This is a genomic window from Pseudomonas sp. MYb118 (genome assembly GCF_040947875.1).
In the GTDB taxonomy this organism is placed as follows: Bacteria; Pseudomonadota; Gammaproteobacteria; order Pseudomonadales; family Pseudomonadaceae; genus Aquipseudomonas.
This window is the reverse complement of the sequence record NZ_JBFRXN010000002.1, coordinates 2,245,684-2,268,689: the sequence shown is the minus strand read 5'-3', so window position 1 is coordinate 2,268,689 and position 23,006 is coordinate 2,245,684. Positions and strand designations below refer to the sequence as shown.

The 23,006-nt window shown below is 62.0% G+C and carries 19 protein-coding genes, 1 pseudogene and 1 riboswitch; of the genes and pseudogenes, 7 read left to right on the top strand and 13 right to left on the bottom strand.

Going from position 1 to position 23,006, the window contains the following annotated elements:
• Positions 1-30 precede the first annotated feature (30 nt).
• From ABVN20_RS16275 to ABVN20_RS16260, 4 genes and pseudogenes are all read right to left on the bottom strand, one after another.
• Entirely contained in the window at positions 31-639 is a 609-nt protein-coding gene (locus tag ABVN20_RS16275; RefSeq protein ID WP_368556729.1) for a YqiA/YcfP family alpha/beta fold hydrolase, read from the bottom strand.
• Between the two features lie 177 nt (positions 640-816).
• Positions 817-1,633 (bottom strand): annotated as a pseudogene (cpdA, locus tag ABVN20_RS16270) (3',5'-cyclic-AMP phosphodiesterase).
• An 82-nt stretch (positions 1,634-1,715) separates the two neighbouring features.
• Positions 1,716-2,168 carry a DUF1249 domain-containing protein gene (locus tag ABVN20_RS16265; RefSeq protein WP_192307681.1) on the bottom strand — a complete coding sequence of 151 codons (453 nt, stop codon included), beginning with the start codon at positions 2,166-2,168 and terminating at the stop codon, positions 1,716-1,718.
• Positions 2,159-2,776, bottom strand: coding sequence for an NUDIX domain-containing protein (locus tag ABVN20_RS16260; RefSeq protein ID WP_368556728.1), 618 nt, complete (start codon positions 2,774-2,776; stop codon positions 2,159-2,161). The genes ABVN20_RS16265 and ABVN20_RS16260 overlap by 10 nt, the downstream gene beginning before the upstream one ends.
• A 228-nt stretch (positions 2,777-3,004) precedes the next feature.
• Between ABVN20_RS16260 and ABVN20_RS16255 the strand changes: the two genes are divergently transcribed.
• Complete coding sequence (locus tag ABVN20_RS16255; RefSeq protein WP_368556727.1) at positions 3,005-3,751, top strand: RsiV family protein; 747 nt, start codon at positions 3,005-3,007, stop codon at positions 3,749-3,751.
• On the opposite strand, the gene cytX is transcribed toward ABVN20_RS16255, so the two are convergent.
• Together cytX and thiC are read right to left on the bottom strand one after the other, a co-directional pair.
• Complete coding sequence (cytX, locus tag ABVN20_RS16250; RefSeq protein WP_368556726.1) at positions 3,720-5,012, bottom strand: putative hydroxymethylpyrimidine transporter CytX; 1,293 nt, start codon at positions 5,010-5,012, stop codon at positions 3,720-3,722. The genes ABVN20_RS16255 and cytX overlap by 32 nt on opposite strands.
• Positions 5,013-5,138: 126 nt before the next feature.
• A complete protein-coding gene (gene thiC, locus ABVN20_RS16245) occupies positions 5,139-7,028 on the bottom strand; it encodes a phosphomethylpyrimidine synthase ThiC (protein ID WP_368556725.1) in 1,890 nt (629 codons plus the stop codon).
• 162 nt (positions 7,029-7,190) lie between these two features.
• Positions 7,191-7,296, bottom strand: a riboswitch (TPP riboswitch).
• A 196-nt stretch (positions 7,297-7,492) separates the two neighbouring features.
• On the opposite strand from thiC, the gene ABVN20_RS16240 reads away from it, so the two are divergent.
• Positions 7,493-8,926 carry a TolC family outer membrane protein gene (locus tag ABVN20_RS16240; protein ID WP_368556724.1) on the top strand — a complete coding sequence of 478 codons (1,434 nt, stop codon included), beginning with the start codon at positions 7,493-7,495 and terminating at the stop codon, positions 8,924-8,926.
• Between the two features lie 143 nt (positions 8,927-9,069).
• Here ABVN20_RS16240 and waaA read toward each other — a convergent pair whose 3' ends face one another.
• Together waaA and ABVN20_RS16230 are read right to left on the bottom strand one after the other, a co-directional pair.
• Positions 9,070-10,347: a lipid IV(A) 3-deoxy-D-manno-octulosonic acid transferase gene (gene waaA, locus ABVN20_RS16235; protein WP_368556723.1), complete on the bottom strand. Its 1,278-nt coding sequence runs from the start codon at positions 10,345-10,347 to the stop codon at positions 9,070-9,072.
• A gap of 11 nt (positions 10,348-10,358) precedes the next feature.
• Positions 10,359-11,255 carry a LysR family transcriptional regulator gene (locus ABVN20_RS16230; RefSeq protein WP_368556722.1) on the bottom strand — a complete coding sequence of 299 codons (897 nt, stop codon included), beginning with the start codon at positions 11,253-11,255 and terminating at the stop codon, positions 10,359-10,361.
• Between the two features lie 101 nt (positions 11,256-11,356).
• Here ABVN20_RS16230 and ABVN20_RS16225 point away from each other — a divergent pair, with 101 nt between their 5' ends.
• From ABVN20_RS16225 to ABVN20_RS16210, 4 genes are all read left to right on the top strand, one after another.
• Positions 11,357-11,689 (top strand): multidrug efflux SMR transporter, encoded by a 333-nt coding sequence (locus tag ABVN20_RS16225; protein WP_368556721.1) that lies wholly within the window; start codon positions 11,357-11,359, stop codon positions 11,687-11,689.
• A 155-nt stretch (positions 11,690-11,844) separates the two neighbouring features.
• Positions 11,845-13,020 carry an NAD(P)/FAD-dependent oxidoreductase gene (locus tag ABVN20_RS16220; protein ID WP_368556720.1) on the top strand — a complete coding sequence of 392 codons (1,176 nt, stop codon included), beginning with the start codon at positions 11,845-11,847 and terminating at the stop codon, positions 13,018-13,020.
• Positions 13,017-13,829 (top strand): aldo/keto reductase, encoded by an 813-nt coding sequence (locus ABVN20_RS16215; protein ID WP_368556719.1) that lies wholly within the window; start codon positions 13,017-13,019, stop codon positions 13,827-13,829. The genes ABVN20_RS16220 and ABVN20_RS16215 overlap by 4 nt, the downstream gene beginning before the upstream one ends.
• Positions 13,830-13,862: 33 nt before the next feature.
• The gene (locus tag ABVN20_RS16210; protein WP_368556718.1) at positions 13,863-14,828 is read left to right on the top strand and encodes a metal ABC transporter ATPase; all 966 of its coding nucleotides are present in this window, start codon (positions 13,863-13,865) and stop codon (positions 14,826-14,828) included.
• A gap of 12 nt (positions 14,829-14,840) precedes the next feature.
• Here the strand turns inward: ABVN20_RS16210 and ABVN20_RS16205 are convergent, their stop codons facing one another.
• The 5 genes from ABVN20_RS16205 to msbA all read right to left on the bottom strand — a co-directional run bounded on the left by ABVN20_RS16205 (position 14,841) and on the right by msbA (position 20,908).
• The gene (locus ABVN20_RS16205) at positions 14,841-15,644 is read right to left on the bottom strand and encodes a hypothetical protein (protein WP_368557717.1); all 804 of its coding nucleotides are present in this window, start codon (positions 15,642-15,644) and stop codon (positions 14,841-14,843) included.
• 57 nt (positions 15,645-15,701) lie between these two features.
• The gene (locus ABVN20_RS16200) at positions 15,702-16,409 is read right to left on the bottom strand and encodes a hypothetical protein (RefSeq protein WP_368556717.1); all 708 of its coding nucleotides are present in this window, start codon (positions 16,407-16,409) and stop codon (positions 15,702-15,704) included.
• Positions 16,406-17,383 carry a glycosyltransferase gene (locus ABVN20_RS16195; RefSeq protein WP_368556716.1) on the bottom strand — a complete coding sequence of 326 codons (978 nt, stop codon included), beginning with the start codon at positions 17,381-17,383 and terminating at the stop codon, positions 16,406-16,408. The genes ABVN20_RS16200 and ABVN20_RS16195 overlap by 4 nt, the downstream gene beginning before the upstream one ends.
• A 129-nt stretch (positions 17,384-17,512) precedes the next feature.
• Entirely contained in the window at positions 17,513-18,934 is a 1,422-nt protein-coding gene (hldE, locus tag ABVN20_RS16190) for a bifunctional D-glycero-beta-D-manno-heptose-7-phosphate kinase/D-glycero-beta-D-manno-heptose 1-phosphate adenylyltransferase HldE (protein WP_368556715.1), read from the bottom strand.
• Positions 18,935-19,105: 171 nt separating this feature from the next.
• Positions 19,106-20,908, bottom strand: a complete 1,803-nt coding sequence (msbA, locus tag ABVN20_RS16185) for a lipid A export permease/ATP-binding protein MsbA (RefSeq protein ID WP_368556714.1) — start codon at positions 20,906-20,908, stop codon at positions 19,106-19,108.
• Positions 20,909-21,062: 154 nt separating this feature from the next.
• Here msbA and ABVN20_RS16180 point away from each other — a divergent pair, with 154 nt between their 5' ends.
• Entirely contained in the window at positions 21,063-22,919 is a 1,857-nt protein-coding gene (locus ABVN20_RS16180; protein ID WP_368556713.1) for an O-antigen ligase family protein, read from the top strand.
• The last annotated feature ends 87 nt before the right edge of the window (positions 22,920-23,006 follow it).

Here is a 23,006-nt window from a genome sequence, read left to right as displayed (position 1 = left end):
AAAAATGTTCGATGAAAAAGAAGCGTGGGTTCACAGTGCCGTGAAATCCACCGCCCGATACAAATCTGCGCCGATGTCGGCAAAACTCAGCATGGCCGGCAATCGCTCGGCAAAACCCTGGAAACCATGGTCGCCACCGGCCTGGATACGCAAGGCGCACGCCCGGTAATACTGCTCGGCGAGGCGATAGTCCAGTGTTTCATCGCCGGTTTGCAACCACACCTGGTAACGCTGCGGGTCCTGGGGCGCCGGCACTTCCAGTTCGGCCAGGGCCGTCACGTGGTCGTGGGTCAACTCCCAGGCCTCATCGGTATACAGGTTTTTCTGCGTTCCCAGGAACCCGTCGAACATCCGGTGCGGGCTGACGGCAGGGTTGATCAGCAGGGCCTTGAGGCCATGGCGCTCGGCCAGGAAAGTCGCATAGTAGCCGCCGAGCGAGCTGCCGACCAGCAGTGGCCGCCCCAGCGCCTCGATCGCCTGTTCAAGCTGCGCGATGGCCTGGCGCGGATGGTGATGCAAGGCCGGTACCCGCAACTGGTCGCTCAAGCCCAGACGTTCCATCACCTGCATCAACTGCGTGGCCTTTTTCGAGGCGGGCGCGCTGTTGAAACCGTGGATATAGAGGATCGAACCGGACATTGGAGCTCCCTGGAGTGTCGGGTGAGGATGGCGGAGTTTACAGGGAGTCGGGGGATTTTTGTCGCTTGGGAGGACGCCATCGCGGGCAAGCCCGCTCCTACAGTTGGAACGCGCTCCTCTGTAGGAGCGGGCTTGCCCGCGATGGGGACGCCGCGGTCTCAGACCAGGCCGACAACCTCAATAGCCATTGGACCCATAATCCACCGTGAACTCGAACCCGGTCACCCGCTCCACTCCGGTCTCGATCTGCCCATCGGGCAGCAGCCGCAGCCAGCGGTAACCCGGCGCCTGTTCGCCGACCTTGAAGTCGGTGCTGCCCGGCTCGAACTGAATGCAGGTCGAAGGCGAGGCGATCAGGCGCAGGTTGTCACGGAACCGATCAATTTCCTGGTGCACATGCCCCCACAGCACGGCGCGCGCCTGGGGAAAACGATCGAGCACGGCAAACAGTGCATCGGGGTTGCGCAGGCCGATCGGCTCCATCCAGGCACAGCCGATGGACACCGGGTGATGGTGGAAACACACCAGGTGATGGCGCTCCGGCGCCTCGCTCAGCGAACGCGCCAGCAGTTGCAGTTGCTCTTCCTGCAAATACCCCGGCACCGACCCCGGCACGGCGGAGTCGAGCAAGGTGACCCGCCAGTTGCCGATGTCCACCACCGGCTCCAACAAAGCGCTCTGCACCGCCGCCTCGGCCATCACCTGCGGCTCATCGTGATTGCCGGGAATCCAGCGTGCCGGAGCATCGAGCGGCCGGGTCAGGTCGCGAAACTGCTGGTAGGACTCGAAGCGTACCGTCCTGGGAAATATCACCGCTGGCGATGATCAGGTCGATGCGCGGCTGTTGCTGCCTGACCAGTTCGATGACCTTTTGCAGGCTTTGCCGCGTGTTCATGCCCAGCAACGTACCGTCGGCCTCGGCGAACAGATGGCTGTCGGACAGTTGCACCAGTAACGCCGAATCGGCGGTGGTCAGTGTGGATACGCTCGGCAAGACGTTCTCCCAGGGCTCGAGTGCGGCAATTATGCTGGGGGACGCTTAAAGGGGAAACCCGCGAACCGGACGCAGTTCACAACTAACGAACGACTTCGTATTCGTGCCCCAGCGCCAGGCAATGGCTCAGCCATTCCCCCAGGAACATGTTCAGCTGGGCCTTTTCGTCCGGCTGATGCATGGCGGCGTTCGGGTAAGGATAGATGCCGCGAAAGCGTCGTGCATGTTCGGCGCTGACCACTTCGGCCATGCAGGCGTCGTGGTAGACCTGCACTTCCAGTTGCGGCACCGGCAGCCACGGCAGGCTGTGTTCCTGGCGCACCTGCAGGGTCGTGGTGTAGGGGCAGACCTGCAACACTTCCAGGGCCAGCACGCCGAGCATCTGGTCACCATGGGTCACGGCAATGCGCCGCGCCGCCGGCTCGTTGCGCATGTCGGGCAGCAGTCGCATCAGGCGCGCGTAGTTGGCCTCGCAGGAGGCTTGCAGCCCCGCCAGGTCGACCCGGTAACGATCGCGCAGCTTGTTTACGACCATAGCCCCCTCACTTCAGCGCGGTTCAATGCCAGCCATTGCAAGGCAATGATGCTCGCCGCGTTGGCAATTCGCCCATCGCGTACGGCTTGCAGGGCATCTTCGAAGGCCCAGACCGTGACGCGGATATCTTCAGCTTCTTCCTCCAGCCCGTGCAGGCCGCCAACCCCGTTGGTTTCACAGCGCCCCAGGTACAAGTGGACAAATTCGTTGCTGCCGCCCGGCGATGGAAAATACTTGGTCATCGGCCACAGCGCGCGCAGTACCAGCCCAGCTTCCTCCTGCGCTTCGCGGTGAGCAACTTCTTCCGGCACTTCCTGCTTGTCGATCAGACCGGCGACCAGTTCGACCAGCCAGGGATTGTCGGCCTTGCCCATGGCACCGACGCGAAACTGTTCGATCAACACCACTTCGTCGCGCTGTGGATCGTAAGGCAACACGCACACCGCATCGTGGCGGACAAACACTTCACGATTGATTTCGCGACTCATGCCGCCACCGAACAATTCGTGGCGCAAGTGCACGCGGTCGAGCTTGTAGAAGCCCTCGTAGCACTTTTCGCGCCGGACGATATCAACGGCGGTCGGAATGGCGTTGGCAAAATCGGTCATGACTATCCTCGTTGGTACAAATCCGCTTCGAGGTTCCTTCATGCGTCCTGCCACCTCGACTTCGCGCCATCCTAACGCGCCGAAGACCTTTGATGCAGCCCCTTTCCCGTCAGCGGGATGGACGGTGAGGGCGAAACCAACTCTAATTAGCTTAGTGGCGAACTGACTGCCTGGTTGAGAGTCGAAGCGGGTAACTTTTCGCCTTTCCCTGTTTGATGAAGGACGCCCATGTCGCTTTTCAAAATCGCCTCAGTGACGGCCATTGCCCTGACCCTGGGCGCTTGCCAGAGCCTGTTCCAGCCCAACTACCGAGTACCGCTGGAAGTGACGCGCGACACCTCCGAGCAGTTGAAGCCCGGCTGCACGAGCGCCGACTGCCCGCTGGTGAATATCGACACGCTGCGCTTCCCTGCCGAGCCGGCACTGGATGGCATTGTCGAAAAGCGCTTGCTGCAAATGACCCGTACCGCGCCGGACGCCCCGACGGCGCCGACGCTGGCGGCCTATCGCGATGAGTTCCTGCGCACGGCAGCACCACGCAACAGCAGCTATTTGCAGGCCAAGGTACGCGAGCAGCATGACGGCTTGGTGATCATCGAATTTTCCAGCTACCTGGACACCGGCGGTGCCCACGGCACGCCGGGTCGCGGTTTCATCAACTATTCGCGTCAGCAACACAAGGTGCTGAACCTGTCCGACATGCTGCTGCCGGGCCAGGAAGAGGCGTTCTGGAAAGCCGCGCAGGTGGCGCACAACAGCTGGCTGATCAGCACCAAGCTCGATCAGGAAGCGGAGTTCGTGAAGAGCTGGCCGTTCCAGAAAACCCAGAACGTGGCGCTGACCTACGGTGGGGTGATCCTCAAGTACCAGGTGAGCACCATTGCGCCTTACGCGCTGGGCCACGTCGAACTGAAGATCCCCTACCCTCGCCTGAACGGCATTCTCAAGCCCGAGCTGTTTCCCGGCCGTAGCTGAAGGCCCGGCCCAGCACCAGTTGCAACAGCCCTGCCAGGACCAGCGCCGGCAGGGTTGCGCCGACATCCGGATACAGGTTGGCCAGCAGATGATAAGTGCTGATGCCACCCAGCCAGGCCAGCAGCGCCGGCCAGCGCAACGCGGCTGAAGCGACCTGGCCACTGCGCTTGCGCAGGATGAAGTGATCCACCAGCACCACGCCGAACAGCGGCGCGAACACCGAGCCGATCAGCAGCAGGAAGTTCTGGTACTGCGCCAGCGGCGCCAGCAGGGCGATCAGGGTGCAGACCACACCGATGGCCAGGGCCAGGTGCTCGACTTTCAAGCGCAGCAGGATGCCGCTGGAAACCGCCGCCGAGTGAATGTCGGCGAAGGCGTTTTCCGACTCGTCGAGCAAAATCAGCAGCAACGGAATACCCAGGCCCGCACCGGCCAGGGCCAGCAACAGGGCATTGACTTCGCCACTCGGGGCGAACGCCAGGGTGTAAGCCACGCCCAGGCTCATCAGCCAGAAGTTACCGATGAAGAAGCCCACGGCCGTGCCGCCGAACACGTTTTTCGCGCGTTTGCCGAAACGCGAGTAGTCGGCAATCAGCGGCAGCCACGACAGCGGCATGGCGATGGCGATGTCGAAGCCCACGGCGAATGGCATCGAGCCGTCGCCAGCCTGGGCCCACAAGGCGGCCAGGTCGGCCTTGGCGAACAGGTTCCAGGTCAGCCAGGTGCACGCTGCCAGCAACAGCCAGATACCCCACTTGCGCAGGATCTGGCGCACGAAGGTCAACGGACCGCTGACCGCCAACAAAGTCGCCAGGCCGCCGAAGAACACGGTCCACAGCAGCGGATTGGCCAGCAGACTGCCGTCGCTGAACGCGCGGGCGCCCAACAGACTGGCGGCGTCGCGCATGACGATGATTTCGAACGAGCCCCAGCCGATCAGTTGCAGCAAATTCAACACCGCCGGGACGCTGGCACCCTTGCTGCCGAGGCTGAGTTTCAGCGCAGCCATCGACGACAGGCCGGTGTCGCTGCCGATCACCCCGACCGCCGCCAGCAGCAGGACGCCGACCAGGGTGCCGAGGAAAATCGCCAGCAACGAACCCGAAAGGCCCAGGCCCGGCGCGAGCAAGGCGCCGGTCTGCAACACCATCAGGCCGATACCTAAGGAAAACCACAGGGAAAACAGGTCGCGACCACCGAACACACGCTTGTCGGCGGGTACGGCGATGTCGGGGGAGTAGGTGCTGGGTTGGATGCTCAAGGGGGTTATCTCAGAGGGACATTTGTTGTTGTGGAGATCGCAATCGCGGGCAAGCCCGCTCCTACAGGGATCGCATACATCCTGTAGGAGCGGGCTCGCCCGCGATGAGGCCGACAGGCCTCAGGATCAAACTTTCTGGTACAGCTGACTGCCTTCCTGCTTGAAGCGCTCGGCCTGTTCGGCCATGCCCTGGGCGACGTCCGCGTCGACCGTGTCGATCCGCTGGTTGGCCGCGTACTCGCGCACTTCCTGGGTGATCTTCATCGAGCAGAATTTCGGCCCGCACATGGAGCAGAAGTGCGCGACCTTGGCCGAATCCTTCGGCAGGGTCTCATCGTGATACGAACGGGCGGTGTCCGGATCCAGGCCCAGGTTGAACTGGTCTTCCCAGCGGAATTCGAAACGCGCCTTGCTCAGGGCATTGTCGCGGATCTGCGCCCCCGGATGTCCCTTGGCCAGATCGGCGGCATGGGCGGCGATCTTGTAGGTGATGATCCCGGTCTTCACGTCATCCTTGTTCGGCAGGCCCAGGTGCTCCTTGGGCGTCACGTAGCAGAGCATGGCGCAACCGAACCAGCCGATCATCGCCGCACCGATACCGGAGGTGATGTGGTCGTAGCCCGGCGCAATGTCGGTGGTCAACGGGCCCAGGGTGTAGAACGGCGCCTCGTCGCAGCACTCCAGCTGCTTGTCCATGTTTTCCTTGATCAACTGCATCGGCACATGGCCCGGACCTTCGATCATGCACTGCACGTCGTGCTTCCAGGCGATCTTGGTCAGCTCGCCGAGGGTTTCCAGCTCACCGAACTGCGCTTCGTCGTTGGCGTCGGCAATCGAACCCGGACGCAGGCCGTCGCCCAGCGAGAAGCTGACGTCGTAGGCCTTCATGATTTCGCAGATGTCTTCGAAATGGGTGTAGAGGAAGTTTTCCTTGTGGTGCGCCAGGCACCACTTGGCCATGATCGAACCACCGCGCGAAACGATGCCGGTCACCCGCTTGGCGGTCATCGGCACGTAGCGCAGCAGCACGCCGGCGTGGATGGTGAAGTAGTCGACGCCCTGCTCGGCCTGCTCGATCAGCGTGTCGCGGAACAGCTCCCAGGTCAGGTCCTCGGCCACGCCGCCGACTTTTTCCAGGGCCTGGTAGATCGGCACCGTGCCGATCGGCACCGGCGAGTTGCGGATGATCCACTCGCGGGTTTCGTGGATGTGCTTGCCGGTGGACAAGTCCATGACCGTGTCCGAACCCCAGCGAATGCCCCAGGTCAGCTTCGCCACTTCTTCTTCGATAGACGAACCCAGGGCGCTGTTGCCGATGTTGCCGTTGATCTTCACCAGGAAGTTACGGCCGATGATCATCGGTTCCAGTTCGGTGTGGTTGATGTTGGCAGGGATGATCGCGCGACCGCGGGCGATCTCCTCACGCACGAATTCCGGAGTGATGACCTTCGGCACGCTGGCGCCGAAGCTGTGGCCGGCGTGCTGCTGGTCGAGCAGGCCGGAAGCGCGGGCGACTTCCAGTTTCATGTTTTCGCGGATGGCGACGTATTCCATCTCGGCGGTGATGATGCCCTGGCGGGCGTAGTGCATCTGGGTGACGTTGGACCCGGCCTTGGCGCGGCGCGGGTTGTTGACGTGGGCGAAGCGCAGCTTGGTCAGCTCCGGATCGGCCAGGCGCTCCTGGCCGAAGTTGGAGCTCAGGCCGCTCAGGCGCTCGGTGTCGCCACGGGCTTCGATCCACGGCGAACGCACGTCGGCCAGGCCTTTGCGCACGTCGATGATGACATTGGGGTCGGTGTACGGGCCGGAGGTGTCATAGACCGTGACCGGTGCGTTGACCTCGCCGCCGAAGTCGGTCGGCGTCACGTCGAGGCTGATTTCACGCATGGGCACGAGGATGTCCGGACGGGAGCCCTGGACATAGATTTTTTGCGAGCGGGTAAACGGCTGAACCGATTGCTGATCGACTTGCGCCGAATCACTGAGGTTGGTCGTATTTTTTAGTTTTATCGTCATCACGGGCTCTCCAGACGGCATCCAGGCATGGGGATTTTGTCGGAGCGAACCTGTAACGAATGGACGCACGTGTACTGGAAAACCAGCTGTGCTGTGCTCAGTGCTCGAGGGGTAGTTCGATGGCGAACGACATCCCGGACGAAGCACAAGAGGACTCGCCGGGTGACGAGAAATCTTGTTCCCTACGCAGGCGCTAACCTGATCAGGTTCAACGGGATCCGAAATTATTCGATCTCAGCCTCATAGCAAGGCACCCCGACAAGAACCCGGCCAGTCTAGACATAACTGGCCAGGAACGCCAACACCGCGGCAATCACCATGATGAATGGCGTAATTGCAGGATTGTTGCCGCCCCAAGGCGCAACTACACTCGCTACGCCGCACTGCGCCTTGACGCTGTGCAGGCCGCGTCTTACCTTGGCGCCTGAATTATCAGCGTAATATCAATTTTTAGGGATCGCCTCATGCTGCGCAAACTCTCACTGGCCGTTGCCGTGTCTTGTGCGTCCAATGGAATGGCCTGGGCAGCAGAAGCGCCCCTGGCGACCAAAACCGATCTGGTCAGCGTCTATCAGGAAGCGGTGGACAACAACGCCGACCTGGCTGCCGCCCGCGCCCAGTATGGCGCCCAGAAAGAAGTCGTGCCCCAGGCCCGTGCCGGCCTGCTGCCCAACCTCTCCGGCGGTGGTCAGGTGGCCAACGTGCGCACCGACATCAATCAACCGTCGGCCATCGCCAACCGCAGCGCCAACTCCTATCAGGCCACGTTGGCGCAGCCGTTGTTTCGTGCCGATCGCTGGTTCCAGTACCAGGCCGCCAAGAACGTCAACGAGCAGGCGGCGCTGCAACTGTCGGCGACCGAGCAGAACCTGATTCTGCAAACCGCCGAAGACTACTTCAACGTGCTGCGCAGCCAGGACACGCTGGCCTCGACCAAGGCCGAAGAAGCCGCCTTCAAGCGCCAGCTCGACCAGTCCAACGAGCGCTTCGACGTCGGCCTGTCGGACAAGACCGACGTGCTGCAATCCCAGGCCAGCTACGACACCGCGCGGGCCAACCGGATCGTTGCCCAGCGTCAGGTGGATGATGCATTCGAAGCACTGATCACCCTGACCAACCGTCAGTACAACTCGATCCAGGGCATGGTGCATTCGTTGCCGATCCTGCCGCCGGCGCCGAACGACGCCAAGGCCTGGGTCGACACCGCCGCCAAGCAGAACCTCAATCTGCTGGCCAGCAACTTTGCGGTCAGTGCCGCCGAAGAAACGCTGCGCCAGCGCAAGGCCGGCCACTTGCCGACCGTCGACGCCGTCGCCAAGTACGAGCGGGGCGACAACGACGCCTTTGGCTTCAGCAACCCGAACGCGTTCGGCCAGAACTACGGTGGCCCCGTCGAACAAACCACCCTGGCGCTGCAACTGAATATTCCGATCTACAGCGGCGGGCTGACCAGCTCGCAGGTGCGCCAGTCGTACTCGCAACTGGACCAGAACGAACAACAGCGCGAAAGCCTGCGTCGGCAAGTGGTGGAAAACACCCGCAACCTGCACCGCGCGGTGAATACCGATGTGGAACAGGTGCAGGCGCGCAAGCAGTCGATCATTTCCAACCAGAGCGCGGTGGAAGCGACCGAAATCGGCTATCAGGTGGGGACGCGCAACATCGTCGACGTGCTCGATGCCCAGCGTCAGCTGTACAACTCGGTACGCGACTACAACAACACCCGCTACGACTACATCCTCGACAACCTGCGCCTCAAGCAGGCCGCCGGCACCCTGAACCCGGGGGACCTGGAAGACCTCAAGCGCTACCTCAAGCCCGACTACAACCCGGACAAGGACTTCCTGCCACCGGACCTGGCCAAGGCGGCAGAGGCGCAGCTCAAGGCACGGCCCTGATCATTAAGCCGGGGATGCTCCCACCTCCAACTTGTGGGAGCGAGCCTGCTCGCGATAAGCGTCAACGATAACGCGGGCGGCCTGTTGCATCAGGTTGCCTGGGCCCTCATCGCGAGCAGGCTCGCTCCCACAGGAGGGAACGATCAACGCTCGATCAACCGCCCCAACCCATCGAGCAAGCGCTGCAACGCGCCCTGGTTGGTGCGCATGACTTTCAGCCCCGCCTCGGCCATGCGCTGTGCATCGCGCGGCAATTCGAACAGGCGCTGCACGGCCAGCGCCAGGCCTTCGGCGTCTTCCACTTCCTGCAACGCACCGGCCGCGCGTAGTTGCGCGGCGATCTCCAGGAAGTTGAACAGGTGCGGCCCGCTGAGCACCGGTTTGGCCAGCGCGGCGGGCTCCAGCAGGTTGTGGCCACCGTTGGGCACCAGGCTGCCGCCGACAAAAGCGCTGTCGGCCAGGGCATACAGGAACAGCAACTCGCCCATGGTGTCGCCCAGCAACACCGACGTGCCGGCTGTCACCGGTTCGCCGGTGGAACGACGGATCGTCGCGAAATCCTGCTGCTTGCACAGTTCGAACACCGGATTGAAGCGTTCCGGATGGCGTGGCACCAGGATCAGCAAGGCGTCGGGGTGACTGGCCAGCAACTGGCGATGCGCTGCCAGCACCACTTCATCTTCGCCGTCGTGGGTGCTGGCGGCGATCCACACCGGGCGCTCCTGCGCCTGCCATTGCCCGCGCAACTCGCTGGCGCGCTGCAGCAAGGCCGGGTCGATGGTCAGGTCGAACTTGATCGAGCCGGTCACTTCGACGGTCTCGGCACGGGCGCCCAAATCGCGGAAACGTTGGGCTTCGGCTTCGGTCTGCACCGCAAACAGGTTCATCTCGGCGAGCATCGGCTGGGTCAGCTTGGCAAAGCGTGCGTAGCCTTTGGCAGAACGCTCGGACAGCCGTGCATTGGCCAGCGCCACGGGAATCCCGCGTTTGGCGCACTGGTGAATGTGGTTGGGCCACAGCTCGGTTTCCATGATCACCGCCAGCGTCGGCCGCACCCGATCCAGGAAACGCGCCGCGGCGCACGGCAGGTCGTAGGGCAAATAGCAGTGCTGGATGCGCGGCTCATTGGCGAACAGCGCCTGGATGCGTTCCGAACCGGTCGGGGTCATGCAGGTGACGGTGATCGGCAGCGCCGGATAGCGTTGCAGCAACGCGCGGATCATCGGCGCCGCCGCGATGCTTTCGCCCACGGACACCGCGTGCACCCAGATGCCGCCCGGCTTCATCGCCGGCAGCCCGTAGGAGAAACGCTCACCGATGCGTTTGGCATAGGCCGGCGCCTTGCGCGAGCGCAGCCACAGCCGAATCGCTACCAGTGGCAGCCCCAGGTAAAACAGCGCGGTGTAGAGAGTTCTATTCATGGCGGCGGAGTTTATCCACTTTTGTCGCCGATCGCCTGCAAGTGCACGGCAAAACATTCGGCCAGCCAGCGCGCCGCCGGGCCCAAAGGCTCGTCGCGACGCCAGACCAGCTCGACCACCAGTGCCGGCGGGGTCCATTCGCTGACCAATTCGACGATCTTGTTGTGATAGCCGGAATACTGCACGACGTTACGTGGCAGCCACGCCCAGCCGAGGCCACGCATGAGCAGTTCGGCGATCACATAAAAGCTGTCCGCCCGCCAGACCTGTGGGCTGGCGGGCTCGCTGCCGGGATAGACACTGGATTGGGCAGCCATCAACAGCTGGCGATGCTGGGCCAGTTGCTGACAGTTGACCTCACCCATGGCGGCCATCGGATGATCGACCCCACAGACCGTGACCATGTCGATACTGCCCAGCACCCGCCGCTCCAGCGCCTCGGGAATCTGCTCGTGATAGAACAGCAACCCGAGGTCGGCATGGCGCTCCACCAGTTTGCGCGCCACATCGCCCTGGGTACCGTTGGACAGTTGCACCTCCAGGCTGGGGAATTGTTCAGCCAGGGCATCCAGGCTGTCGATGACCGGCGCAAATGGCATCGCCTCATCCTGCGCCAGGCGGATCCGCGCTTCCTGCCCGCGCATCATCGCCAACGCCCGGCCATTGAGGCGCTCGCACTGGCGCAGCACCTCCCGCGCCTCCTCCAGCAGGGCATGGCCGGCCTCGGTGAGCCTGGGTTGGCGGCCGCTGCTGCGATCGAACAGGCTCATGCCCAGGTCATCTTCGAGCAGGGCAATCGAGCTGCTCACCGCCGACTGCGCCTTGCGCTGCTGCCGCGCCACTGCGGAAAACGATCGTTGCTCCGCTACGCTGACAAACAGGCGCAGTTGGTCCAGGTCCCATTGCATGATCAACCCATCTCCAAATCAGATAGGTAATGACTTTAACGCATCTGGCCAATCCCTAGAATGCTAACTCAGAAAGCAACACGTCACACGAGGAAGCCCCCATGACCGCTTACTACTATCTGGCTATCGCCATCTGCGCCGAAGTGATCGCCACGGTTTCGATGAAAGCCGTGAAGGGCTTCAGCACCCCACTGCCGCTGGTGCTGGTCATCACCGGCTACGCCATCGCGTTCTGGATGCTGACCCTGGTGGTACGCAGCGTGCCGGTGGGCGTGGCCTACGCCGTGTGGGCGGGCATGGGCATCGTCATGGTCAGCGTCGCGGCGCTGTTCATCTACGGGCAGAAGCTGGACGTACCGGCCATGCTGGGGATGGCGCTGATCGTGCTCGGCGTGGTGGTCATCCAGTTGTTCTCCAAAACCGCCGGCCACTGAAATAGGCCCCCTGTAGGAGCGAGCTTGCTCGCGATGACGGCGTGTCGGCTGGCCCTTTCGGATCAGACACACCGCCATCGCGAGCAAGCTCGCTCCTACAGGTCATCCGTAGCTCTGTATACTGCGACCTCGTCTTGAACCACTGAGGTCGCTGCATGCCATCCGTTATTTCCACCGACGTCCTGATTGTCGGCGCTGGCGTTGCCGGCCTCTGGTTGAATGCGCGCCTGCGCCGCCAGGGCTTTTCGACCGTGCTGGTGGAAAGCGCCAGCCTCGGTGGCGGGCAGAGCGTCAAGTCCCAGGGGATCATCCATGGCGGCGCCAAATACGCGCTGCACGGTGCGCTGACCGGCGCCTCGGAAGCCATCGCCGACATGCCGCGCCGCTGGCGTGAAGCCCTGGCTGGCGACGGCGAGCTGGACCTGTCCGGCGTGCGCCTGTTGTCCGAAGCGCACTACCTCTGGTCGCCGGGCACCCTCGCCGGCAACCTCACCAGCTTCTTCGCCAGCAAAGCCGTGCGCGGCCGGGTCGATCAGGTCAAGGGCGACCAGTTGCCACCCGCCCTGCAAGACAAACGCTTCAAGGGCAAAGTCTATCGCCTGGCGGAACTGGTGATCGACGTGCCGAGCCTGATCCAGCGCCTGGCGGACCTGGGCGGCGACGGCCTGCTGGCCGGCCAGCATATCGAACCGCTGCTCGAGGATGGCGTGCTGGTCGGCCTCAAGGTCGACGAGCGCGAGATCCGAGCCCAGCGCATCGTCATGAGTGCCGGCGCCGGCACCGCCGCGTTGCTGGAAGCGATGGGCCTGAGCCAGCCGGCCATGCAGCGTCGACCGTTGCACATGATCATCGCCAAGGGCCCCGGCCTCAAACCGCTATATGCCCATTGCCTGGGCGGCGGCACCAAACCGCGCATCACCGTCACCACCCACCCGGCCGCCGATGGTCAATGGGTCTGGTATCTGGGCGGCGACATCGCCGAAGCCGAGGGCGTCGCCCGCGAACCAGCGGAGCAGATCGCCACCGCGCAGAAAGAACTCGCGCAGTTGCTGCCATGGATTGACCTGAGCACCGTGCAATGGGCGACCCTGCGCGTGGATCGTGCCGAGCCGCTGCAATCGGGCCTGACCCGTCCGGACAATGCCTTCCTCGCCGAGCAGGGTCGCCTGCTGGTGGGCTGGCCGACCAAACTGGCGCTGGCCCCGGACTTCGCTGACCGCGTGATCAGCGCCCTGCAACGCGACGGCATCCAGCCCGGCCACCCGGCGCCGCTGCCCGAGCTGCCAAGGCCACCGATGGGCGTGCCGGCCTGGGAGCAACTGCTGCCATGAGCGTACCCACTCTGCACGACCTGCACCGGCCGCTGGGCAGCACCGGCCTGATGGTTTCGCCGCTGGGCCTGGGCACGGTCAAACTGGGCCGCGACCAGGGCGTCAAATACCCCAATGGCTTCCAGATTCCCGACGATGACGACGCACGCCGCCTGCTCAAGCTGACGCGCGACCTGGGCATCAATCTGATCGACACGGCCCCCGCCTATGGCCGTAGCGAAGAACGCCTCGGCCCACTGTTGCGCGGCCAGCGCCACGACTGGGTGATCGTCAGCAAGGTCGGCGAAGAATTTGCCGACGGTCAGTCCCGCCACGATTTCAGCGCTGCGCATACGCGGCTCTCGGTGGAACGCAGCCTGCAACGCCTGGAAACGGATTTCATCGACCTGGTGCTGGTGCACTCCGACGGCAATGACCTGGCGATTCTCAACGACAGCGAGGTGTACGCCACCCTGGCGGCGCTCAAGGCCGAGGGCAAGATTCGCGGCTTCGGCTTTTCCGGCAAAACCGTCGACGGCGGGCTCAAGGCGCTGGAGCAAGGCGATTGTGCAATGGTCACCTACAATCTGAACGAGCAGCACGAGAAGGCGGTCATTGACTATGCTGCTGCTCACGGCAAAGCCATCCTGGTCAAGAAAGCCCTCGCCAGCGGCCACGCCTGCCTGAGCCCGGGTGTGGACCCGGTGCGCGCCAGCTTCGAGCTGCTGTTTGAACATCCGGGTGTGGCCAGTGCGATTGTCGGGACCATCAACCCGCTGCATCTGGCCCACAACGTCGCGACCGTTGCCCAGGTTCTGGGCAGACACTGATGCCGCCCTCGCGGCCTTAATGCAGGAGCCGACATGCCGCGTACGCTCATAAGAAAGAACCCGAGCAACTTCAAGACCCTGCCGTTATTCGTCGAAGCGACTCCCGAAGGCCTGAGTTACCAGAAAGTCGGCATGCCGCTCAATTTTGCCCAGACCCTGCAACGTCGTCGCCAGGTGACGGTGGCGGACAGCGAGCGGTTTGCCCTGGAGCTGGCCAACCTCGGGGTCTCGGTACGCCTGACCCTGCATTGGCAGAATCGTGATTACTGGGTGCTGGTGCGCCAGCGGCGGCAGGATCGCGGCGATGTGGTGCTCAAGCTGATTTCCGGTTACGTACCGGCCCACGAACTGAACCTGCCGCTGCACACGGCGATCCAGGAGATCGCCGAGGAATGCCTGCTGGAAACCCCGGAAGGCTGGCTCGGCGGCCGCTTCAATGACACCTGGCTGCCAGCGCCCTACGCCTCTGCCCTGCATTATCGCGAGGCATTGCCGTTCCGCCTGACACCGCTGTCCGGCGCGGCGCGACCGGTACGCTGTGCCAACCTGCAATTGATCGAGCGGCCACAAGCCTATGTGCATCTGCCCACCGCTTCGCTGCAGTTGATCTATGACTTGCGCCTGGACGTCCCCAAGGAAGCCAAGTCCCTGAGCCTGTTTCATGTCGACGAGCGCCTGGAGGGCGATCAGTTGGTGGCCCGCCTGGACCGTAAACGCCCGGACCTGTACCTGATGCCCCTCAAGGATGGCCTGCCGCTTGCCGAGCTGTACACGCTCAAGCGCGACAAGCTGATCCCCGCCAGTACCCGAGGGTTGTACCTGGCGGAGAGCTTTGCCATCCAGGACGGCTGGACCGTGAGCGAGGAACGTATTCGCTGGAAGGACTGGGTGGCTCAACAGGGGCTGGAAGTGCCGAAGCCTCCACGCCAGGGCCTGAAGAAGCTCAGCGTCAAGGCCCTGGGCCTGGTTCGACTGGTGCGCGGGAGCCTGCGCAAATAGCCTGGCGTGACGTCAGGCTCGCTGCTTGTCCATCCAGGTGCGCAACCGGGCGAAGAAGTGGAAGTAGCGATTCTCGCGCTTGCCCATGCCACGCTTGGGAGAAAACGATTCCTCGGCGAATGTCCCGGTGATGCGAACCCGCGAAGCCTGGGTGTCCAGGGTGCAAATTTTCGCCCCGGCCTGTTGCAGCGCGAACTTGAGCAGGCGCTCGGAGTGCAACTTTCTTCCCGTCACCTTGCTGAACTCGAAGATGCGCTCGATCCTTTTGCCGTAGGCGACATAAGTGTCACGCCCGCAAATGGCAAAACGATCATTCAGCCCGCCCCACCATTGCCAGTCTGGAATGTAGGTATTGCGCCGGCGGTTTTCGGCATGCTTGAACACATACGTGGGAAGAGCCGTGTGAAAACAGATATCCGGCCTGACGAACACGACGAAGTCCGGTTTGAACGACTCCATCATGGTCGTGACCGTATGCAGCGAATTGAGCTGATAGATCAGGTTGCGAAGTGACGCGTAATCATCGGCCCAGGTATCGCCCAACGCTTTTACCTGTTCGAAGTTCCAGCGCTCCAGCACTCCGTCGGTGGACGTCAGTTGCCCGGTCATGGACTTGAAAGGCTCGTAGTTGTCAGCCTTCAATTCACCTTGTTCGCCCGAGCGCGAATTCTGCACTTCGTTGATTTCATACAAGTGGTAAAAGCACTTTACGTGACTGTCACGCGGAAGCCGGGCCAGTACGTTTTCTTCAATGGAAGGAAAGCAGATTTGCGAATTTCTCGGGATACCAAAAAAAGCCACCGCAATATTCAACACTCGACAGCACCCCTTGAAAGTTGATCTTCCGTTGCCCATCCGGCAATCGGTTGCACGTCATCGACGATTGAACAGTTTCTGCCACCACCGGCGAGGCCGCAGCGGTATCGTTATCACGCCGGACTGTTGCAACCAGTCACGCTCATAATCCCAGGCATGCCCGCCCCAGCGTTTACCCGCCTCGTTGGAGAACCCCAGGGTCATGAGCTGAAAGTTGTAATCGGCCTGCCCACGCAGCCAATCGAGCAATACCAGCACATTGAAGCCGGTGGTCGGGCCGACATAACGCTTGCCGTCCGGACGATCGACCGGGTAGTTCCACAGGGCCGGCAGCGGGATTCGCTCCCAGTAGAGCGCGACCTGCGGCAATGGGCACATCTGCCCCGTACACCCCACCAGCATGGTGAAGCAGCGCGCATCCGCGTGATTGAGCAGGCGTTGCACGCCCGGCCCGTAGGGAAGGCCGAAAAAATACGCATCCGGCGCATTGAAACCGTGGACGAACAGATTGACGCTCTGCGGTGTCAGCAGCGACGCCACGACGCATTTGTTGAAGCTGACGACGACGTCGTCGGCGCCGATGTCCAGCGCCTGGAAATCTTCCCGAGTGATGGCGGGGTTGTTGGCGACCAGCACCACTCGCCTCGCCTTGCGCAGGCATTCTTTCAGAGCCTGCGGCAGAGCGTCGGGAATGGACTGGTAACCGCCGGGCAACGCATCCAGCGCCAGGCACTCTTCGGTGTGTGGTGGTCGAGGCCCCGTCACTGCTCCGGGACCTGCATGCCGTACCGCAGCTTGACCCACCAGCGAGTGAGCAGCGAAGGCGGTTGCCAGGGGCGCATTTCACGCTGGATCTCGACAGCGAGCGCACGCCCGACACGGGCAAAGGAGTACTGGCTTTCGGCGAACGCCTGACCGTTACTGGCGATACGCGCCGTCAGTTCCGGATCACTTTGCAGCAACTGGAGTTTTTCCACGGCTTCCTCTTCGGAGCGGTAGAACACCGTGTTGTGCATATCCTCAAAACCCAAAAGCTCATCTTCTTCGCCTTGGCTCCAGGCCAGCAGCACACAGCCACACGCCATTGCTTCAAAGTTCTTGATCATGAACTCATTCATGCCGATATCGGCACTGACGAAGATCTTGATGCGATTGAGCATTTCCAGGTATTCGGTGCCCGACTTGGTGCGTGTCACCAACATGCCGGTGCGTTGTGCGAGAGCTTCAAGCAATGCCTTGCGCTGCGAGTACTCGGTACTTTTCAGGCTGCCCAGAAAGCCCGCCGGAATATCCCGCACACCGCCGGTATTGTGCAGCATCTGTTCGTCATATCCCTTTGAAACGAACACGGCGTCAATGTTTTCGGACTTCATCCGCCGCGCCACCACCGCGCCGGAAATCAGCGCACGGGAACTTGGCAAACGGCTGTACAGGCGCGAATAAACCCTTTGGTATTTACTCTCGGGCATGTAGTTCTGATAAGCGTCATGCTCGAGGAAAATCAGGCCAGGGATGCACTTCAAGACTCTGAGTTGAGGCACCAGACGTTTGACCCGCGAGAAAATCACGACCCGGTCGAAAGTCTGGTAATTGACTGAAGCGAGAAACGGCCCCAGGTTCATCTGCTGCTTTTTACTCAGGCGATAGACGATGCACTCGTCGCAGTTCTGCTGCACGATTTCATACAGACGATCCAGAATCACACGCTGTTCGTCCATCACCAGAAGCATTACTTTCATCAATCTTTTACCACTAGATAAAAGCGGGTGAGAGTATTGTGCCAAAACCGCCCGATATTATCGGAGCGGTCATGTTCTCACGGTAAAACCCGCTCACCCCCTGGATGAAACAGGCGTCGTCAAATACATTCAATGGTTGCGAATCTTCTCGACAATCGCCGTCGTCGAGCTGTTTTCCACCAGACCCAGCACTTTCACGGTTCCCCCGTAGGCCGTCACGATGTCCGCGCCAACCACCTGGTCGATCCCGTAATCGCCGCCCTTGACCAGCACGTCCGGCTTGACCTCGCGCAGCAGGTTCTCGGGCGTGCCTTCGGAAAAGCTGATCACCCAGTCTACCGCACCCAGCCCTGCCAGCACGGCCATGCGCCGGTCGACACTGTTGATCGGGCGGCCAGGCCCCTTCAGGCGGCTGACCGACGCGTCGTCGTTGACGGCGACGATCAAACGATCGCCTTGGGCCCGTGCCTGTTCCAGGTACGTGACATGACCGGCATGCAGAATATCGAAGCAACCGTTGGTAAAGACGATCCTCTCGTTGTGCGCACGCGCATCGTCGACCGCCAGGCGTAGTTGCTCCAGGCCCAGCACGCCGCGTTCGGAGCCTTCCTCACGCTGGATGGCGCGACGCAGTTCCGGGGCGCTGATGGCCGCCGTACCGAGCTTGCCGACCACGATGCCGGCGGCCAGGTTGGCCAGTGCCACCGCGTGCGGCAACTCCTCGCCAGCGGCGATTGCAGCGGCCAGGGTGGAAATCACGGTATCGCCGGCACCGGTCACGTCGAATACCTCTCGCGCACGTGCCGGCAGGTGCAGCGCCGGGTGGTCCGGGCGCAGCAGGGTCATGCCGTGCTCACCGCGGGTGACCAGCAAGGCCCCCAGGTCGAGGTCATGCATCAACTGCGCGCCCTTGCTCACCAGGTCATGCTCGTCGACACAACCGCCGACGATCGCTTCGAACTCGCTGAGGTTGGGAGTAATCAGGCTCGCGCCCCGGTAGATCGAGAAATCCTTGCCCTTGGGGTCGGCAAGCACCGGAATGCCACGGGCGCGGGCCGCCTGGATCAGCACCTGGTGATTCTTCAGCGCGCCTTTGCCGTAATCGGACAGCACCAGCACCTTGGTGCCGTCGAGCAGTTCGTCGACCTGCGTACCCAGCGCGAGGGCATCGGTGGCGAAGCGCTCTTCGAAGTCGATGCGCAGCAGTTGCTGGTGACGACTCATGACCCGCAGCTTGACGATGGTCGGCTGGTGCGCAATACGCTGAAACAATGCCCGCACACCCGCCCCCTTGAGGCTGTTGGCCAGGCTGTCGGCTGCTTCGTCGTCACCGGTGACGCCGACCAGCGAGGCCGGCGCACCGAGCGCGGCAATGTTCAGCGCAACGTTGGCGGCACCGCCCGGGCGGTCTTCGATCTGCTCGACCTTGACCACCGGTACCGGCGCCTCAGGGGAAATCCGTGAGGTACCGCCATGCCAGTAGCGGTCGAGCATGACATCGCCGACCACCAATACAGGGGCTTGATCGAATCGCGGCATGGACAACTTCATGGAGCATCCCACATACAAAATGAACAAGGGCGGGATATTAGCACAGGGTTGGCGCGGGTCTTGCGCATGGCATGAATGTGACAGGCAAAATCAGGAAATCGCAGCCTGTTCAGGTCGGAAAACCTCAGGCTGCGACCTTTGTTGGCCATCGGCATGGATGACCGCAGGGGCTCAGGCGATGTCTTCGGCCGGGGCATCGAGCCCCATGGCGTTCAGACGTGCGTAGTAACCGTTTTGTGCCAGCAACTGGCTGTGCGTGCCGCGTTCGACGATCCGCCCCTGATCCATGACCAGAATCAGATCGGCTTTCTCGATGGTCGACAGGCGGTGGGCGATGACCAGCGTGGTACGGCCTTTCATCACCTGGTCCAGCGCGGCCTGGATGTGCCGCTCCGACTCGGTGTCGAGGGCCGAGGTGGCCTCGTCGAGGATCAGCAGCGGCGCGTTCTTCAACAGCGCCCGGGCGATTGCCAGTCGCTGGCGCTGGCCACCGGACAGCAGCACGCCGTTCTCACCGACCTGGGTGTCCAGGCCGTTGGGCAGTTGCGCGATGAAGTCCATGGCATAGGCATCCCGGGCCGCCTTTTCGATGTCTTCACGGGGTGCGCCCGCCAGATCGCCGTAGGCAATGTTATTGGCCACGGTATCGCTGAACAGGGTGACGTGCTGCGTCACCTGGGCGATGTGCCGGCGCAGGTTCAACAGCTTGTATTGCTCGACTTCGACGCCGTCGATCAGGATTTCGCCCTTGTCGTGGTGGTAGAACCGCGGAATCAGGTTGGCCAGGGTCGACTTGCCACTGCCCGAGCGCCCGACCAGCGCCACCATTTGTCCCGGCTCGACCGAAAAGTTGATGTCGTCGAGTACCTGGCGGTCGGTGCCTGGGTAAGTGAAGCTCAGGTTGCGTACGTCCAGGCGACCGTTCACGACGTCGCGCTCGACGGTGCCGGTATCGACTTCCGGCTCGACGTCCAGCTGCTCGAAGATACTCTCGGCACCGGCCACGCCTTTCTGGATGGTCGAGCTGACTTCGGACAACTGGCGGATCGGCTTGGGCAGCAGGCCCGCCAGTGTGATGTAGGCAACCATGTCACCGGCAGAGGCATCGCCACGCAGGAACAGCACCAGGAACATCAGCACGGCCATGGCGCTGTAGATCACCAATTGCAGCAATGGCGTGTAAATGGCGCCGGTACGGGTCATGCGCAATTGTTTGTCGGTGTTGCCCTGGCTCGCATTGAAGAAACGCTTTTCTTCGTAGGCCTCGCCGCCGAAGCTGCGCACCACGCGATAGCCCTGGATGGTTTCCGACGCCACGTGCGTCACATCACCCATGGCCGCCTGGATTTTCTTGCTCTGCTTGCGGAATTTCTTGCTCGCGGTACCCACCATGAATGCGATCAACGGCAGGATCGCAACCATGACCAGCGTCAGCTTCCAGTTCATGAACAACAACGAGGCGAACAGGAAGATAACCGTCATACCCTCACGAATTACGACCTTGATCGCATCTGTTGCCGCCCCCGTCACCATTGTGACGTTAAAGGTGATGCGGGAAATCAGATGACCCGAGTTATGCTTGTCGAAGTATCGGTTAGGCAGCACCAGAAGGTTATTGAACAACTGCACCCGCAAGTCATGTACCAGCCCGAGGGAAACCTTGGCCAGGAAGTAGTTGCCCAGATAAGATCCCAGCCCCTGCCAGGCAGCGATCAGGATGATCAGCAACGGCACGGCTTGCAGCAGTTGCAGGTCGCGCAGGTAAGGCACGCTGGGGAACAACACCGCTTCGGGATTGGACAGGCCATCGACGAAGTACTTGAGGATGTAGCCGAGCATTGGCTGCGTCGAGGCGAAAATCAGAAAACCGACGATGCTGATCAGGAACAGGCTGATGTAGGGCCGAACGTAACCCAGCAGACGGAAATAGATTTTCAAGCTCGAAGGGCTTGCGGAGAGACTGGAGTCGGTCATATCACGCGAATGTCGATAAAAAGGACGCTGACTTTAGCACAGCTTCCTCAGGGTTCTGGCAATCCCCTAAAGGCTGTTATTGTTAGACGGCACAAACAGTATCACAAGGCCACCATCGGAATGGCCGATCAACTTCAGGATTGAATTTCCCAGCATGCAATTCAGCGGTCTAAACAGTACCCCCCATCGAATTTTCGATTTCATTTGCCTCTGGATGCTTCCCGCTGGCTATTTCCTGCTCCTGTGCTCGCTGTTCTTCCTGCCGGATCGCAGCCTGCTTCATAAGCTGTATTACGGCCTGTTCAGTATTCCGACGCTGATTGCTTTGCTCATGCGCCCTCGGGCTTTCAAGGAGCTGCTGCGCGAGCCGATCTTCGTCGCACTGCTGCTGTTTGCCGGCTGGGCGCTGCTGAGCCTGCTCTGGAGCCCGGGCGATGACGGCTTTGCCAGCAAGCTCAAGCCGCCGCTGCATTTGCTGATGCTGTTCGTCGGGTGCTACCTGCTGGTTCGCTATCGTAGCGAGAGCATCCAGCCGCTGCTGTTCAGCGCGGCCGTCGTCGCCTTGATCGCGACGATCTACTATCTGTATCTGTTCGCCGGCATCTATGAGCCAGGTACACGACTGATCGGGGGCGGCGCGTTCGACAACCCCTTGTTGAGCTCGCACCTGTTCGGCTTTTTCTGTGCCTACTGGCTCAGCCTGAGCATGACCTGTAAACGTCCGCAGATACTCTGGCTGAGTCTTCCAGCCATGGTGATCATGTTCGCGGCGGTCATCGCCACCGGCTCGCGTACACCATTGGTCGCCCTGACACTGGCGGCCTTGTGGCTGAGCTTCATCTGCTGGAATCGCCGCTCCGTTCTGCTGCTGGGCATCATGGCGGCCGGTGGCGTAGCGGTGCTCATGCTGTTTTCCAACATGCTCTTCGATCGCGGCAACTCCTACCGTTTCGAAATCTGGCAGTTCGTCCTGCAAAAAATCGCCGAGCGCCCGTGGCTCGGCCACGGATATGACGCCGACCTTACTGTTGATGTCGGCATGGGCTACACACTGGCAGAGCCGCACAACTTCGCCCTGGGCGTTCTTTATTACGTCGGCATCATCGGCCTGATCCCCTGGCTGTTCTTCCAGGCCTGGGCCCTGTTGAGCAGCTGGCGCCAGCGCGTGCAACCGCTGTTGATCATCGCCTCGACCTGGCTGGTGTTCGGGATTGGCGGCGGCCTGACCGAGGGCGGCGGCATCCTTTCGCGTCCCAAGGAGCACTGGTTCCTGCTGTGGATCCCCCTGGCACTGATCGCCGCCTTGAGCATCAACCAGCGTGCGGGCCGCCTGCTGGCGCTTTCCGTGAAACGCCTGACTGCGCCTGCCCTGCAAGCGATGAGCACTGACGCCCGGATCATCGAAGAGGATGGCCTGGGGCCGAAAGTGCTGCGCCTGGTCGATGGCAGCTTCCTCAAGCTGTTCCGGCCGCGTCGCTGGTACACCTCGGGGAGCTTCAACGCCTATTCCGAACGCTTTGCCGTCAACAGCGAGCGCCTGCGCAACATGGGCCTGCCAACGCCGCAGATCCTCGCGCTGTATCGTCTGGATGATGGCAGCAGCGCCGTGCACTACACGCCGCTGCCGGGGCATACCCTGCGCCAGGTCCTGCAAGGGATCACCGCTCCGGAAGTGCGTCAGGCGCTGGTGGAGCGCTTCGGCAAATTCATGGCGCAGTTGCACGAACGCGGCGTGTATTTCCGCTCTCTGCACCTGGGTAATGTGCTGGTACTGGAAGATGGTGAGTTCGGCCTGATCGACGTCGCCGACCTGCGTATCTATCCGTCGTCACTGAGCCTGTCGCTGCGCCAGCGCAACCTGCGCCACATGCAGCGCTACACCGTTGATCGACGCTGGTTGTTCGAGGATCATTTCCAGGCGTTGCTGCAGGGCTATGCCGTGACGGCCTCGCAAACGGCAGTGGACACACTCAACAAACAAGTGCTGGCCACCCGCTCACCTGCGCACTGAACAATTCTCGCCCCCTGATGGTCGTCAACGATGACGCGGGAAGGCGGATGTCCCGCAGTGCCAGGCCCAACATCGCGAGCAAGCTCG

Coding starts and splice junctions, on each gene's coding strand:
- ABVN20_RS16275 (WP_368556729.1), bottom strand. CDS start 639: ATGTCCGGTTCGATCCTCTATATCCACGGTTTCAACAGCGCGCCCGCC.
- ABVN20_RS16265 (WP_192307681.1), bottom strand. CDS start 2,168: ATGGTCGTAAACAAGCTGCGCGATCGTTACCGGGTCGACCTGGCGGGG.
- ABVN20_RS16260 (WP_368556728.1), bottom strand. CDS start 2,776: ATGACCGATTTTGCCAACGCCATTCCGACCGCCGTTGATATCGTCCGG.
- ABVN20_RS16255 (WP_368556727.1), top strand. CDS start 3,005: ATGTCGCTTTTCAAAATCGCCTCAGTGACGGCCATTGCCCTGACCCTG.
- thiC (WP_368556725.1), bottom strand. CDS start 7,028: ATGACGATAAAACTAAAAAATACGACCAACCTCAGTGATTCGGCGCAA.
- ABVN20_RS16240 (WP_368556724.1), top strand. CDS start 7,493: ATGCTGCGCAAACTCTCACTGGCCGTTGCCGTGTCTTGTGCGTCCAAT.
- waaA (WP_368556723.1), bottom strand. CDS start 10,347: ATGAATAGAACTCTCTACACCGCGCTGTTTTACCTGGGGCTGCCACTG.
- ABVN20_RS16230 (WP_368556722.1), bottom strand. CDS start 11,255: ATGCAATGGGACCTGGACCAACTGCGCCTGTTTGTCAGCGTAGCGGAG.
- ABVN20_RS16225 (WP_368556721.1), top strand. CDS start 11,357: ATGACCGCTTACTACTATCTGGCTATCGCCATCTGCGCCGAAGTGATC.
- ABVN20_RS16220 (WP_368556720.1), top strand. CDS start 11,845: ATGCCATCCGTTATTTCCACCGACGTCCTGATTGTCGGCGCTGGCGTT.
- ABVN20_RS16215 (WP_368556719.1), top strand. CDS start 13,017: ATGAGCGTACCCACTCTGCACGACCTGCACCGGCCGCTGGGCAGCACC.
- ABVN20_RS16210 (WP_368556718.1), top strand. CDS start 13,863: ATGCCGCGTACGCTCATAAGAAAGAACCCGAGCAACTTCAAGACCCTG.
- ABVN20_RS16195 (WP_368556716.1), bottom strand. CDS start 17,383: ATGAAAGTAATGCTTCTGGTGATGGACGAACAGCGTGTGATTCTGGAT.
- hldE (WP_368556715.1), bottom strand. CDS start 18,934: ATGAAGTTGTCCATGCCGCGATTCGATCAAGCCCCTGTATTGGTGGTC.
- msbA (WP_368556714.1), bottom strand. CDS start 20,908: ATGACCGACTCCAGTCTCTCCGCAAGCCCTTCGAGCTTGAAAATCTAT.
- ABVN20_RS16180 (WP_368556713.1), top strand. CDS start 21,063: ATGCAATTCAGCGGTCTAAACAGTACCCCCCATCGAATTTTCGATTTC.